Genomic DNA, 14,496 nt, shown 5'->3' with positions numbered 1-14,496 from the left:
ACGACTCATTCTCAACACCAAAAAACACACCCATATGTTTATGAGTGTGTTTTTAAAACCCCAAATCACCGACACTCCTAGGAATGTCATTCCCTTAATACTGATTATTCTAGCTCTTTCATGGATTATTTTATGTTTTCATGGAAGATTTAGAGTGAAATGTGTTGATTTAAGGAGGAAATAGCGGATTTAATTTTTATGTAAAAAGCAACTTAAAAATGATCAAGCCATAGAATTCGGTTGTGGAGCGATACCCGCTTGAGTTTTATGGTGGGCAAAACTATTTTGCTCACCATTTCAAAGGTTTACTGATTACTTAAATGCATCCCAAAATTTCATTAAATAAATCTGTTTGTTTCTCTCCAGATTCCTATATATCTCTCTTATGATGGATCGAAAAATAGAGCAGATCTAAATAGTTCTTCGAATCACGCTTTTGGTTGCTGCCGCCTCAAAAATCGTCTCAATCAGCACCAATACACGGTGTACTTCTTCATTTTTGATCGCAATCTCCGCTTTTCCTTCGATGGTGGAGACAAAATTCTCATAAAAGCTTTCTGCAGCAGCAGGTATTTTCTCAATCGGGAACTTAAGGGTGGATTCCTCAGACGGCGGCGCCATCGTTTTCGTCAATCCTTGACCTGCTTGAATCGGCTTGGGTTCCACGTGAGCAACATCTGGATTTCGGGTGACGATCTCTCCGCTCAAATCCCAATCTCGAATCACTGCGGTTCCTTCGGTTCCTTTAATATACCAGCGTGGCAGCTTTACGTAATTGGTTGTACCCACTTCAATGACTGCTGTCAGGCCGTCCTTGAACTCAATAAAGCTGGCAAAGCCGTCATCCACTTCAGTCCCCAAAATATAGCTTAGGGTAGCAGCTACGCTTTCTATTTTGCTGTCCGTAATCTGAAGCAGCTGGTCCAACAGATGTACTCCCCAATCCAGTAGCATTCCTCCTCCATACGCCTTTAGTTGCCGCCAGTCACCTGGAATGCCATTAGCTCCCTGAACTCGCGATTCCAGCTGGAAGAGCTCGCCCACGGTCTTATTGCCAATTATATCTTTGATAATTCGGAAGTCTTCATCCCATCGACGGTTCTGATGTACCGTAAACACACGATTTTCTTTCTTTGCCACCTCAACAATATCCAAGAAATCCGCGCTCGTTATCGTAACCGGTTTTTCGCAAATGACATGCTTTCCGGCTTGTAGCGCCTGGATCGCGATTTCCTTATGAACATCATTAGGTGTTGCTATCAAAACAATATCGACGGCCTCATCGGCCAGAACGGCGTCCAGGCTCGCGTAGGTTTTATAGCCGGCAGCCGCAGCCAGTTCCATCCGGTAATCGACAATATCATATACACCGCCAACGGCAAGTTGCTGATTAGATTCGATCAATTGAACATGGTAGCTTCCCATGCCTCCATAACCGATGATGACTACATTGTATATACGATTGTCCATTTTCATCTTCCTCCACTCCTGATTTAAGCCCACCGCCTATCAAGTGGGTGCTCATGTCAATAAATTTTAATGTCCTCGTAACTCACCCTTAACTTCGTCGGATAGCTCTATCATACAAATCTCATGAAAAGCTTTCCTCCTCATTTCTTGCTGTTTTATTCCCGAATATTGTCCTGCGGTATTTCAATGGTGATGTTCCTGTCGCTTCCTTAAAGAGATGATGAAACGTCTTTACACTACTGAACCCTGCCGCCTCTGCGACCTCAGTAATCGGATTGTTTTCATTCAACAAGATCCATTTTGCCTTATTTAGTCTGTAATCATTCAAAAATGCTACAAAGGTCATCCCCGTATTCTTCTTAAACAGCCTGGCGAAATAATAAGGACTGAACCCCATATAATCAGCGACATTCTTCAGCGAGATGGTTTCATGATAATGACATTCCACATACTCAAAAATACGTTCCAGTTTATAAAGAGTGTCCTTGGATTGTGTTAAGGTTCTTTCTGAGAGTTCAGGAAGCCTTGGGGTTATGCTTCTCGGCACTTCACGCATAATAAGAGTCAACATCTCAAACACCTTGGCTTTGATCATATAAGCATGGCCTTCGTGTCGGTTGACGTTCTCATCATAAATGCTTTGAATCAGAGGAAGCATTTTAGCTGCTGTTTCTTCTGGCCAGTTCCAGCTTGATTGCTCCATCTCCGTAAATATATATCTTAGAGGGCGTTTCTGATCACTTAATGTGGAAACCTCTTGAAAAAAGCTCAGATCAAATTGAATAACCACCCGTTCGCTGTCGGGAGAGGCCAAGAAATAATGAACATCACCCCCATTTATAAACTGAACTTCACCTTGTTTCATGCGTATCGAAATATCGTTAATTCCCAGATCCAAGGTTCCCTGGGTCACATAAATAATTTCAATTTCTTTATGCCAATGAGGATAGCAAAGCACGTCGCCTTTATTAATAAAACTCCGGAAAGGAAAATGTCGGTCAAGCTCCGGGATTTCTAAATAAAAATTCATTTTGGTAGACTCCTTTTGCAGTAAAGTTCAAAAAGCCGTGCACATGACTAATGATAATTATGCTGCACTGCATTCCTTTCTTCCCTTCTTCATGCTTCTCCTTCTCAACTAGCGAATAAAATTCCCTCTCCCTTTTGAATTGTAAGCGTTTAACATTCGTTTTCTACCCTATCAATCATAGTTGCTATGAAGTAAAGCAACTGTTAGGCATCTTTACTAGGTATCCTTACTAACATTATTGCAAACTCAAAGTTATGACTTAATTATGAGCCGTTTGGCGTTCGAGAACAATTTGGACTGATCTTATTCCCTCCTGCCGCTTGCAGTTTCTTTAGATAAAGGTTTCACCTTAACTGGATTAAACATAATTGAAGTTAAATACGTGTAAAATTGTCAAATTAATTTTTTACATTTTCTATATAAAAATATATATACATTTCCAATGTGATGGTATATTCTAGTAAAAAAAATACTCATATAAAAAATATGACCTACTGGAGGGACAGGCCTTGAAGAGACTATTCGCTTTAAGTTGTGCTTTCTATCTGTTAATCGGCGTCACCAGTGTGGTGCTTGGGGCATTACTGCCGACTTTACTATCTCACTATGGACGGGGGTACAGCGATGGTGGATTACTGCTGTTCCTGCAGTTTTTCGGATTTCTTGTCGGTGTTCTGCTCACCCCCTTCATGGCTCTGCATCTGGGTCGCAAGTCCATGTTATCCATAGCCCTGGGTAGTATCGTGGCAGCGTGCATTATCTTGGGTGTACTACCCTCATGGAATTGGGTCATCGCAATGGCCATCTGGGTTGGTTTCGGCTCAGGCATCATTGAATCGTCCATCGGAGCGTTTACCATTGAGTTCACGGAGGAGCAAAAAGCCGTGGCCATGTCTAAGCTGGATGTCTATTTTGCACTTGGTGCACTGCTTATTCCGGCGATCGTTAGCCTGTATATCTGGCTTGGAATGTGGAATCTAACCTTTTACACCATCTCCCTTCTCACTTTTGTCTTAGCGCTGTTGTGGCTTACCATGCCTACATCCGCCTCCTCTCACCTTACCCAAGCAGACATCCGAACTACTGAACGTTCAGTTGAACAAGCCCGTTACTCTGGACAGCATCGTGTATTGCTAGGAATCTTCATTATATTCTTCTTTGTTTATATGGGTCTTGAACTGGGGCTCATGAACTTCCTACCTTCTATTCTGACAGAGACGCTACATCTTCAAGGATCCGTAGCCTCGCTGGGTGTCAGCGTGCTTTGGATTGCAATGATCATTGGTCGTATGTTCTCAGGAAGGATTGCAGAGTCAGCAGGATATATTCCTTACCTGCTGTGGAGTGCAATCGGTACTTTCTGTTTCCTAGTTGCCATGGTGTTTATATCCAGCCAATGGGCTACATACCTTATAATTTTCGGTGCAGGTCTATTCATGTCTGGACTCTTCTGTATCGCGCTTGTCTATGCCAACGTGCTGATTCCAGGAATGACCGAGCGGACGACCAGCATTCTGATTGCGTCGGGCGGAATTGGCGGCTCGGTGCTTCAATATGTAATTGGCTGGAGCATGAGCGAATGGCCAGTGGCGGCTAGCCTCTGGATTTTAGGAGGGTTTACTCTGATTTTGCTGCTGGCACTTATTCTCACGCATCTGTGGAATGATCGGGGCAGCCGAGTCGTTGACTCTCTTGTCCATCAGGGCAAGGAAGGATGATATTGTTTTAGTTCTTAGGGGAGGTGAGGCCTATCGCAGAAGCACCGGATTATGCTCCCTTGTCCATGAGGGCAAGGAAGGTGGATTTCTTATTTTGGGGAGGTGAGTTCAGCCTCGTTATGCTCTGATAGGGTGGTAGACTTTATAAAGATGACTTAATAAGAATGTATATTCTGATATGGAGGGGAAATATCGTGCATACGTTGACCAAAGAACGTTTCAGATATGGTAAAGGCATTACTCTAATTGACGATTCGGGTAAGGAGTATTTGGATGGCGTATCCGGCACCTTCAACTTGTCGCTCGGTTATAACCACCCTCATGTCGTAAGCAAAGTACAGGAGCAAGTCGGCAATCTTGCACACATGTCTTCTACTTTTACAGAGCCTTATGTCGAAGAAGTCCTAGATCATCTAATCCAGTATGCCCCGAACGGCATAGACGCCGGATGGATGAGAGATATTACCGGCTCCACAGCGAACGAATGTGCTGTGAAGCTGGCCCAAAAATACACCGGAGCAACCGATATCATCAGTCTGCATCTATCACATCATGGACAAACCCAGTTTGCAACAGGCATTTCCGGTAATGCCTTTCGTCGCAAGAATTTCCCTAACTCAGTTGCAGCAAATTCTCTGCATGTGCCTGCCCCCTACTGTTATCGCTGTCCTTTTAATTCTTCACCAGACAAGTGTGGTCATCATTGTATTGACGCTATATCGGACGCCATTGAGTATGGAAGCTCAGGGTCTGTGGCCTGCATGATTATTGAACCCATTCTGGGCAACGGAGGTAATATCATCCCGCCTGCAGGATATTTCAAGCGCCTCCGTCAGCTATGCGACGAGCATAGGATGATTCTGATTGCAGACGAAGTGCAGACCGGAATCGGGCGGACAGGTTACATGTTCGCAAGTGAACTGTTTGACATCCAACCGGATATTATTACTCTCGCTAAGGGTCTGGGTGGTATTGGAGTCCCGGTTGCGGCGGTATTGATGCAGTCTCGTCTCGATGTCCTGGAGAAGCACGAACATTCCTTTACTTCGGGCAGCAATCTGATCTCGGTCACGGCAGCCAAATCCACATTGGAGGTTGTAACCGAGCCCGGTTTTCTGGAAGCCGTCCGGTCCAAAGGAAGCCTGCTCGGATCCCTACTGACGGAGATGGCCGACAAGTATGATTGCATTGGTGAGGCTCGTGGCGTCGGACTGATGTGGGGACTGGAAATTGTAGACGAGGACGATGCCCCGGATGCAGTGAAAAGCAACGGGATTATCGATCGCGCATTTGAGGAACAACAATTAATTCTGAGAGGTTCCCGTTACGGTTATGGGAATGTGGTCAAAGTCAGACCTTCCCTCACGGCTACCGAAGATGAGATTGCCGAAATTGTTAAACGGCTTGACGCCGTTCTTGCTACCCTTCACTAACGATCTGCCCAATAAGCAAAAGGAGGAATTATACATGCTCGCACTTGTATATAAATCAGCTTGGGATGTCGCACTTGAGGAAAGACCTATCCCGGAGATAAAAAAAGATAACGATGTACTCGTCCGGATTCGGGCGACTGGCGTATGCGGTACGGATCTAGGTATCATCAGTGGCAAATATCATGCCGTGCCTTCTACGATTTTGGGGCACGAATCAGCGGGGGATGTGATCGCTGTAGGACCAGCCGTCAGTTCACTGCAGCCTGGAGACCGAGTGGTGATTGATCCAACTTACTACTGCGGCCAATGCGAAATGTGCCGGACAGGAAGACAAAATCATTGCACACACAAATCCGTAACAGAGACCGGAGTCAGCGCAGACGGTACGTTCACCGATTATTATGTGACTGAGGACCGTTTTTTGTACAAGTTGAAGGACCATATCAGCTACGAAGAAGCGACGCTGACCGAGCCGCTGAGCTGTATGCTGACCGGAATCAACCAGATTAACCTGCTGCCGAACTTCACAACCGTTATTATAGGCGCAGGTCCGATCGGGATTCTGTACAGCTATGCTCTTGCTTCGAAAGGCGTAACTGGTTGCCTTGTTGACATCTCGGAGGAACGGCTCGCCATAGCGGATTCTATTGCCCCCGAACGGTGGTCCGCGCACGCCACACTGGAATCGGCCATTCATAAGCTGGCTCCGTTAAAAAATCAGGTGGACATGATTGTGGACACCACAGGAGTGGTCGGCACTGAGGTGCTAAGCCAGCTTGCGAGCGGCGGGTATTTGATGCTGGTGGGGCTGAGAGATGGGATAAGCTCGTTTAATCCGAAAGAGGTAGTTGACCGTAGCCTTAAAATCATCGGTTCGATTGATTCTCTGGGCACGTTCTCCACGGCGCATTACCTGATTGAGCAGCAAATCATTCCCGCCAAAAAAATCATTACCCACTCGTATCCGCTGGATGACTACCATGAAGCCTTTAAGACGCTTGGATGCAATATCAGCGAGCGGACACTTCAGCCCTCGTCTCAGGCGATCAAGATTGTGCTGCAATCTAGTGGCTCCGACAACTAAATTTAGCTACTAACAAGGGGGAGAATGGACATGACGAGCATCCATCATGTTACACCGACGAATAATGAATGCACAGGAGACCTATCCGCGTCCGTTCCAGTCAAAGCGGTCATTTTCGACATGGACGGGGTGTTAGTAGACAGCGAACCGATCTACTTTGAGGTCGAACGCAGCTCCTTTGCCCATTTCGGTGCGCCCATGACGGAAGAAGAGCATCACACCTATGTCGGAGTGACACTCGAATCCATGTGGCGTCAAGTGCTGGACAGGCATCAGCTCACCAATACGGTGGAAGAGGCCTTGTCCTATCACCGAAAAAATGTGATGCAGACAATGATTGCACACGAGGGCCTTGCGGCGATCGATGGACTGGAGCGGTGGCTGGACTGGCTGCAAGAGAAAGGGATTCCGGTCGCGGTGGCCTCTTCCTCTCCGCGGGCGCTGATTGATCTCATTATGGAAAAGACAGGACTTGGCCGTTACTTTGACATTCGAATCACCGGTGAAGAGGTACTGCAGGGTAAGCCGGCACCGGACATCTTCTTATACGCCGCCGAGCAGCTAGGCATTGCACCAGCCCATTGCATCGTTATTGAGGATTCACATAACGGGGTCCAGGCAGCCAAAAGTGCAGGAATGTACTGTATCGGCTTCCATAACCCCGGCTCCGGCCGGCAGGATCTGTCCAGAGCTGATCGCTGTATTCTCAGCTATGACGATCTGTGGGCGATCAAAGAGAATTTGCCGTTTGATGAGCAGTTGCTTGCCAAGAGCAAGAGTCGAAACATACCGGAAGGCATACCCCCTTTATAATCATATGGAATCGTCCGATCTTTACTATGATTGAGGGTATTAAATAATGCCCCTTGGAATATACACTGGAGAATGTCATTTTTCCTTCCCTGTGTGTACTCTAAGGGGCGTGCTTTACGTCAAATCGGTATAGTTAGAACACGTACGTTTCCGGTTCAATAGAAAAAAGGGGTGCTGTTAACACCCCAAACTGGATTCAACGATATATGTCCTGCTTCATCTGAACGGTAATTTTGCGTATATTCAGCTCTTTCTGTCTTCTTCGGTAATCAGAGAACTGTAAGCCGGAATTTTAACTGTTCCTTTCTTCACCTTCACATCCTTTGAGGTGGAGAAGACCACTTTCCATTTACCCTTATCGGGATCTTTCATCTGCAAGGTAACCGGCTCTCCAGACAGGTTATGATATACATACAGTGCTTCTTTGCCTGAAGTACGTTTAAATGCGGTCACGCTGGCAGAGCCTGCTTGTATAGGTTGCAGACTGTCGCTGCGTAAAGCTTCATGTTTTTCCCTCAGACGGATGAGTGTGCGATAGCTTTCCAGCAGGGAATCATCGTCTCTCAGCTGCGCTTCCACTGATACCTCGCCTTTGTTGTATTTGGGTTTCTCCCATGTCGTTTGACCAGGGCCCTCTCCCTTGTACCAGCGCATAGGCTCACGAAGAAACTCATCAGGCTTCTCTCCCTTCATACCAATTTCTTCGCCATAATAGAGGAACGGCTGACCCGGAAGCGTTAAAAGAATGGAAGCGGCCAGCTTGGCTTTTCGCACATCCCCGCCTAGCTCGCTCATGACACGAGTCTGGTCATGGTTGCTCAGGAACGGAGCATCGAGTGCCGCCTTATTATATGATTTGTACAGTTGCAGCGTTTTCTCGGCGAATGCCGCGATACCCTGATCTCGGCCGTTTTTCACGGACTTCAAAATCGTTCCGCCCAGGTCAAAATTAAACAAGGAGTGGAGCTGTCCGTAATAAGGAGCTATGGTCTCCGGTTTGTCCCATACCTCTCCTGCCAGATATACATTTGGATTTACCTTCTCCATCTCGGAACGAAATTCACTCCACCAGGCAATGTTCTTATCCGCACCATCTTTCGTCTGTCCTCTAAAAATATGCATCGCCGCGTCAAGTCGGAACCCGTCTGCACCTTGCTGCAGCCAATACTTGCCGACTTTGATCATTTCTTTGCGGACTTCGGGATTGTCAAAGTTCAGATCCGGCATGCCCGACCAGAACGTACTGTAGAAATACCCTTCGCCATTCGGATTCTTATGCCATACCTGCTGACCCCACGAGCCCTTTTCTTCCAAATCTGTGTTCTCATCCGCCCATACGTAATAGTCGTGGAATTTGCTTTGCGGGTTGGCACTGGCCTCCTTGAACCATGGATGCTCGCTGCTTGAATGATTGATAACAAGGTCCATGATCACCTTAACGCCCTTTCGGTCCGCTGCTTTCATCAAGGTGCGGAAATCATTTAGACTCCCATACTGTGGGTCCACCTGATAGTAATCAGTTGCATCATATTTATGGTAGCTTGGAGATGGATTTAGGGGCATAAGCCAGAGGCCGCTGACCTGCAAATCCCTACCCGAATGGGGTTTTCCATCGTTTAAGTAATCAAGCTTTTGTGTGATTCCTTTCAAATCACCATGTCCGTCTCCATTCGAATCATAAAAAGAATTGATATAAATTTCATAAAATACGCCGCTTCCAGTAGAAACCGGAGGCTTATGTCCGTTCGATTCCTGCTCTGCCATTGCGCTTGAAGCGAACATCGTGAGCATAGGCACCGTTAACATGGCGGTGGACAATCTTCTTAAGCGTTTGTTACGTGTCAAAACAAATCAGCTCCTTTGATTGTTATGGGTGCGCTTTCATTATAAATAGAAACAATCCAAAAAAAGGGGATATTTATTATCTATTATGGTGGAAAATATCGATCTTATTGTTTTATCTCTGTATTGAGCGAAAAGAGGAGCAGACTCTATGTCTACTCCTCTTTTCATCCAATCAGTTCAAGAAATATATCTCAATTTAATACGTTGGGAAGCTCTGTGAAGCGAAGACTTCACTGCATTCTCACTCTTGTTTAAAATTCTAGCCGTTTCCTTTATGGAGTATCCTTGGACTAATCGCAATTCAAGTACCGTTCTTTGCTCGGTATTACTTGCCATCAAGAGAATTTGATTGACCTCCTCCTGAATTTCAAAATCAAGGATATCCCAGTGATAGTGGAGCAGCCCCTTACGTAAAATGTATTCCTCCATCTTTTTTCGTTTTCTGATTAAATCTATAGCTAAATTTTTGGCAATTCTCAAAAGGTAAAACCGAATACGATCTTGGGGCAAGTCAGGCGAAGCTCTTATAAACCGAATAAAACACTCATGCAACAAATCTTCAGCATCCTGTTTGTTATGCAATATCCTCAATAGATAGCCAAAGAGGTCTGATTTGCAAGATAAATATAGATCCTCCAGATCTTTAACATCCATATTATTGCGTATCCCTTCTGCTTTGATTGAAATCGGTACGTTACTTGATAGTCTTAAATTCATATCCCTGTTTTTTTAAATATCTTATGATTTCAGGCAAGGCTTTGGCTGTCTCTTCCTTCCCATAAGTGTCATGCATGAGTACCACTGCTTTTTCTCTAGTCCCAATATTTCTCATGAATTCACTAATTAATTGCTCAGCATTCTTACGTGCACCCTCTGCATCTTTAGGTAACACATTCCAGTCAATCTGATGGTAATCCTTATCCTGTAGTGCTTTGTCCAGTACTTCCATACCATCGGGATCATTTCTCTGCCATGTCATGTGGCCGCCTGGAAATCGAATCGCTCTTGTGGAAAAATTCTGCCCCAATATTTGCTTTAAAACTTGATTTGTTTTTTCAATATCATTCATAAAACTGCTCGAATTCACAGTCTGATTCGGATACAAATAACTGTAGTCATGTGAGTAGGTATGATTTCCGATCGCATGTCCTTCCTTAACCAATCTTTTTGTTATTTTTTTAGTCACTTCATTTTCCTCTACTGCTTTTCCTACCACAAAAAACGTTGCTTTCACACTTTCTTTTTTAAGAATATCTAATATTTTAGGCGTTACGGTAACCGATGGACCATCATCAAAAGATAAATAGACTACTTTTTTACCGTCGATCCCCTCAGGTCGCTGCCCTTGCATTTGCTGATTTAAGTACTTTTCAACAAATGCTGCATCTTCAACACCCGAAACATTTTGTAGAGAAGATTCGCTCCCTTTGGATTTGTTATTTAGTTTGTCGGTTGATACTGATTCTATTTTTTCTGCATATTCAATCGTTTTTACTGGCTGTGGTTTACTACTGAAGATGTCAAAGAGTTTTATAATCATTAGAACCATACAAATGAGAATAATAAACAGTAGTCTTCTTCTCTTCCTCTTCATTCGATGAGCTCTGGTTCTATTTTGCACATAGCCTTTTTCCATAGTATATATTCCTCCAAAAATCTAGAAGCAGTTCACGTTTTATGTTGCGACCATGTGCCCATTCAATTATTCGTATCTCAATGCATCTATTGGTTTTAATCTTGCTGCTTTATAAGCCGGATATACCCCAAATAGAATGCCTGTACCTGCAGAGCTAAGAAACGAATATAGGATCGGCGAGATTGTAAATTCAATGGTCATGTGTGCTGTTGCTTCGATTATTTTGGAGGCGCCTACGCCTGTAACAACCCCGAGCATCCCCCCTAGCAGACCAAAAATGACCGCTTCGGACAGGAATTGAATCATAATATCTCTTGGCTTGGCACCAATAGCTTTTCGAATACCAATTTCTTTCGTGCGCTCTATAACCGACACCATCATAATATTCATAATTCCGATTCCCCCTACCACAAGCGAGATCGCAGCTACACCTCCCAGCAAGCTGGTCATAATATTATCTACACCGGATGCTGCACCTGCTGCTTCGGACAGACTCATTACTTGAAATTGATCCGGTTCCGAAGGTTTTAGCTGATGCGTCACACGCAAGCTTTCCAATATGTCTGATTGAGCCTGACCCATCAAGCCTGGTGACTTGGCGGATACCTCCAGACCAGTAATGCTTTTCTCACCCAGACGGTTCATCATGGTTGTAGCCGGGATGTAGATTTGATCATTCGTACTGTAGCTTAAATTCGTAACAGGCTGAGAATTCAATACTCCGATTACTTTGAAAGGGATCTGTTTGATTTGAAACGTTCGTCCCAATACGCCTTTGGTATCTCCACCAAAAAGACGCACAACCGCTTGGCTTTCCAGAATGGCAACATTCCTACGTTTATCCATCTCATCGTTGGTAAATGTTCTGCCCTCGGCAAAGGAAAACTTTTTGGCCTTATAAAATGAAGCAGATGTCCCTACAATGGTTGCATTATAGTTATATCGCCCCCATGCAGCTTTTGAACTGCTTGAAATACGGGGCATCATTGCTGCAATCGAACTCTTTTGTTCCAATGCCTCGACATCTGTCCACGTAAATGAGGGCAAGGTATCCTGATTTATTTCTTCCTCAGTCATTGGCATGACGGGAGCAACCAAAAGTACGTTATTCCCTAACTTATTGATTTCCTCCTTAATACTGGCCTTTGAGCCATTCCCGATGGCCATAATGGCAATCACCGCTGCCACCCCGATAATAATACCGAGTATCGTTAAAAATGAGCGCATCTTGTTGGTAGTTAAGCTGTTCATCGATACACGGATCGTTTCCATCAGATTCATAGACTTACCACCCTTGATGAAATTCGTCTATTTGCAATAGGCTCATCTCGCTCAATGTTACCATCCCGAAAGCTGATCAATCGTTTGGCATATTCCGCTATTTCCAGTTCATGAGTAACCAGGACAATGGTTTTTCCTTGCTCATTCAAGCCTTGAAACAGCTCCATAATCTCGATGCTCGTCTTCGTGTCCAGTGCACCCGTAGGCTCATCTGCCAGCAGAATGACCGGATGATTCACCAAAGCTCGGGCGATGGAAACCCGCTGCTGCTGACCGCCAGAAAGCTCGTTAGGCTTGTTATACATCCGTTCTGCAAGACCCACCATCCGAAGCGCCTCTATAGCTCTTTCCCGACGCTCCTTGGCAGGAACACCTGCATACATCATAGGCAGCTCCACATTTGCTAAAGCTGTAGTACGAGGAAGCAGATAGAATTTCTGAAACACAAATCCTAGCTTCTGATTTCTAATCTCTGAAAGTTCGTTCTCACGAGCATCCAATATGGAGTAACCATCCAGATAGTATTTACCGGTATCCGGATGATCCAGGCAACCAATAACATTCATCATGGTGGACTTGCCTGAACCAGAGGGTCCCATGATAGCAACAAATTCACCTTCGTTAATAGATAAGTTCACACTTCGTAGAGCCTGAATCTCCTGACCGCCTACTTCATACCTTTTTTTCAAATCTTTAATTTCAATCACGGTTTTAATGGATTGAGTTTCACTCATTGTGTCTGCCCCCCTCCACTGCCATTCGGGTCAGCACTGCTGTTCTGAGGAGGAATAACAATGGTTTCACCTTCCTTGACACCGGACTTGATTTCGGCCTGATCCGCTGTATAAACACCCAGTTTCACGGGTCTAAACTCATAATCGGCCGGATTCGCTGTGTTCTTCGCCACATATACTCCATCCACACCGCCTTCAGACCTCAAGGCAAACAATGGCACAGACAGCGTATTTTTGTGTTCGGCTAACAGTAGGGATACATCCATGTTCATCCCCGGTTGCAATCTTATGTTTTGGCTATTCAAAGACAATTCAATTTTGTATGTAGTCACATTGGATTCCGTCACCGGCTCTGGAGAAACAAAACGTACTTCGCCTTTAAATGTTTTGTCCGGGAATGAATTCGAGTGCATTGTCGCCTGAAGTCCAGTCTTCAATTTAGCAATATCACTTTCATTAACCTTGGCAAGAACCTTCATAACCCCTGTGTTGGAGTTATTCATGACAATAAAGGGTGCAGTAGGACTAGTCCCCACATCGCCATTGACTTTCAAAATGATCCCATCCCACGGCGCCGTAACCTGTAATTTACTCAGAACACTTTTCTTCTGCTCTAATGCCGTCTCAGCCTGCAATAAAGAAGCTTGTGCAGATTGGATGTTGGAAGCTTCAGGCGGGGACTGTGCAGCCTTTAATTGTATTAATGCTGTTTTATAGCCCATTTCCGCCTCTTCGATCGCCTCAGTTTGCTTGGTCTGTGCCTTCTTGTACTGCAGCTCCGCATTACTCATGTCCAGTTTTGCCTTATCCAGATTTTGCTTGGCTGTCGCCAGGTCACTTTCTGCAGCCGCATCATTCTGAACCAGATAAGCCTGGTCATCATAATCCTTTTGGGCTTTATCTAAAGTCACCTTGGCTGCCTCCTTTTGTGCCGTGGCTTCCTCTAATTCCATCGCGTTCTTGGCTGTTTTAATCGCCATCTGTGCCTTTAAGACATTTGCTTTCTGTAGCTCGATATCATTCGTTTTGGGTCCGCGCTTGGCTTCTTCCAGCTTGGCTCTTGCAATCGCGACATTGGATTCGGCATCCTTAATTTGCAGCCTAGCGTCCGAATCATCTAATCGTGCTAGAACCTGACCTGCTTTAACGCTATCCCCTGCTTTGACATTGACAGCGATGAGCTTGGCACCCTCGACATTTGTAAAATTAATATTTACTTCCTTGGAAGCCTGAACGGTTCCGGTCACGGCAAGCGACTCGGTTATGTTAGCTTTCTGTACCTGTACCACCTGGTTCGCCGGAGCTTCCACAGGCTTTCCCTGACCCCTTTTCATGTAGAGCGTACCACCAATCCCTACAATAATGAGCAAGGCCAGAATACTTATGATTCCTTTCATTCTTCTTTTTTTTCTTAACACTTGTAGTGAATCTTTCTTTTCTGTTTCCGACAAT

General features: G+C 45.0%; 12 protein-coding genes. 4 read left to right on the top strand and 8 right to left on the bottom strand.

Going from position 1 to position 14,496, the window contains the following annotated elements; genetic code table 11:
* Window positions 1-411 precede the first annotated feature (411 nt).
* Window positions 412-1,476, bottom strand: a complete 1,065-nt coding sequence (locus MKY98_RS12500; RefSeq protein ID WP_039275006.1) for a Gfo/Idh/MocA family protein — start codon at window positions 1,474-1,476, stop codon at window positions 412-414.
* Between the two features lie 115 nt (window positions 1,477-1,591).
* On the bottom strand, window positions 1,592-2,500 hold the full coding sequence (locus MKY98_RS12495) for an AraC family transcriptional regulator (protein ID WP_029518478.1): 909 nt from the start codon (window positions 2,498-2,500) through the stop codon (window positions 1,592-1,594).
* A 509-nt stretch (window positions 2,501-3,009) separates the two neighbouring features.
* Between MKY98_RS12495 and MKY98_RS12490 the strand changes: the two genes are divergently transcribed.
* The 4 genes from MKY98_RS12490 to MKY98_RS12475 all read left to right on the top strand — a co-directional run bounded on the left by MKY98_RS12490 (window position 3,010) and on the right by MKY98_RS12475 (window position 7,548).
* Window positions 3,010-4,218, top strand: a complete 1,209-nt coding sequence (locus MKY98_RS12490; RefSeq protein WP_069011329.1) for an MFS transporter — start codon at window positions 3,010-3,012, stop codon at window positions 4,216-4,218.
* Between the two features lie 164 nt (window positions 4,219-4,382).
* Window positions 4,383-5,651: an aspartate aminotransferase family protein gene (locus tag MKY98_RS12485; RefSeq protein ID WP_209018357.1), complete on the top strand. Its 1,269-nt coding sequence runs from the start codon at window positions 4,383-4,385 to the stop codon at window positions 5,649-5,651.
* Window positions 5,652-5,685: 34 nt separating this feature from the next.
* Window positions 5,686-6,735 (top strand): 2-amino-2-deoxy-D-mannitol dehydrogenase GutB1, encoded by a 1,050-nt coding sequence (gene gutB1, locus MKY98_RS12480; RefSeq protein WP_029518481.1) that lies wholly within the window; start codon window positions 5,686-5,688, stop codon window positions 6,733-6,735.
* Window positions 6,736-6,765: 30 nt separating this feature from the next.
* Window positions 6,766-7,548, top strand: coding sequence for an HAD family hydrolase (locus MKY98_RS12475; protein ID WP_029518482.1), 783 nt, complete (start codon window positions 6,766-6,768; stop codon window positions 7,546-7,548).
* Between the two features lie 243 nt (window positions 7,549-7,791).
* Here the strand turns inward: MKY98_RS12475 and MKY98_RS12470 are convergent, their stop codons facing one another.
* The 6 genes from MKY98_RS12470 to MKY98_RS12445 form a co-directional block, all read right to left on the bottom strand.
* Window positions 7,792-9,393, bottom strand: a complete 1,602-nt coding sequence (locus tag MKY98_RS12470) for an alpha-amylase family glycosyl hydrolase (RefSeq protein ID WP_069011325.1) — start codon at window positions 9,391-9,393, stop codon at window positions 7,792-7,794.
* 177 nt (window positions 9,394-9,570) lie between these two features.
* Entirely contained in the window at window positions 9,571-10,047 is a 477-nt protein-coding gene (locus tag MKY98_RS12465; protein WP_029518484.1) for an RNA polymerase sigma factor, read from the bottom strand.
* Between the two features lie 40 nt (window positions 10,048-10,087).
* Entirely contained in the window at window positions 10,088-11,029 is a 942-nt protein-coding gene (locus tag MKY98_RS12460) for a polysaccharide deacetylase family protein (RefSeq protein WP_069011323.1), read from the bottom strand.
* A gap of 66 nt (window positions 11,030-11,095) precedes the next feature.
* Window positions 11,096-12,310, bottom strand: coding sequence for an ABC transporter permease (locus MKY98_RS12455; protein WP_069011322.1), 1,215 nt, complete (start codon window positions 12,308-12,310; stop codon window positions 11,096-11,098).
* The gene (locus MKY98_RS12450; RefSeq protein WP_208332515.1) at window positions 12,307-13,044 is read right to left on the bottom strand and encodes an ABC transporter ATP-binding protein; all 738 of its coding nucleotides are present in this window, start codon (window positions 13,042-13,044) and stop codon (window positions 12,307-12,309) included. Before MKY98_RS12450 ends, MKY98_RS12455 begins: the two co-directional genes overlap by 4 nt.
* Window positions 13,041-14,495: an efflux RND transporter periplasmic adaptor subunit gene (locus MKY98_RS12445; protein ID WP_069011321.1), complete on the bottom strand. Its 1,455-nt coding sequence runs from the start codon at window positions 14,493-14,495 to the stop codon at window positions 13,041-13,043. The genes MKY98_RS12450 and MKY98_RS12445 overlap by 4 nt, the downstream gene beginning before the upstream one ends.
* Window position 14,496 lies beyond the last annotated feature (1 nt).

The organism is Paenibacillus sp. FSL M8-0228 (assembly GCF_038007385.1).
Classification (GTDB): domain Bacteria; phylum Bacillota; class Bacilli; order Paenibacillales; family Paenibacillaceae; genus Paenibacillus; species Paenibacillus polymyxa_D.
Note: the sequence above shows the minus strand (reverse complement) of the source record. Positions and strands in the feature narration are given on the sequence as shown.

Excerpts from the sequence above, each read along its gene's own strand:
- MKY98_RS12500 (WP_039275006.1), bottom strand. The coding sequence starts at position 1,476 with ATGAAAATGGACAATCGTATATACAATGTAGTCATCATCGGTTATGGA.
- MKY98_RS12495 (WP_029518478.1), bottom strand. The coding sequence starts at position 2,500 with ATGAATTTTTATTTAGAAATCCCGGAGCTTGACCGACATTTTCCTTTC.
- MKY98_RS12485 (WP_209018357.1), top strand. The coding sequence starts at position 4,383 with ATGTATATTCTGATATGGAGGGGAAATATCGTGCATACGTTGACCAAA.
- gutB1 (WP_029518481.1), top strand. The coding sequence starts at position 5,686 with ATGCTCGCACTTGTATATAAATCAGCTTGGGATGTCGCACTTGAGGAA.
- MKY98_RS12475 (WP_029518482.1), top strand. The coding sequence starts at position 6,766 with ATGACGAGCATCCATCATGTTACACCGACGAATAATGAATGCACAGGA.
- MKY98_RS12465 (WP_029518484.1), bottom strand. The coding sequence starts at position 10,047 with ATGGATGTTAAAGATCTGGAGGATCTATATTTATCTTGCAAATCAGAC.
- MKY98_RS12460 (WP_069011323.1), bottom strand. The coding sequence starts at position 11,029 with ATGGAAAAAGGCTATGTGCAAAATAGAACCAGAGCTCATCGAATGAAG.
- MKY98_RS12455 (WP_069011322.1), bottom strand. The coding sequence starts at position 12,310 with ATGAATCTGATGGAAACGATCCGTGTATCGATGAACAGCTTAACTACC.
- MKY98_RS12450 (WP_208332515.1), bottom strand. The coding sequence starts at position 13,044 with ATGAGTGAAACTCAATCCATTAAAACCGTGATTGAAATTAAAGATTTG.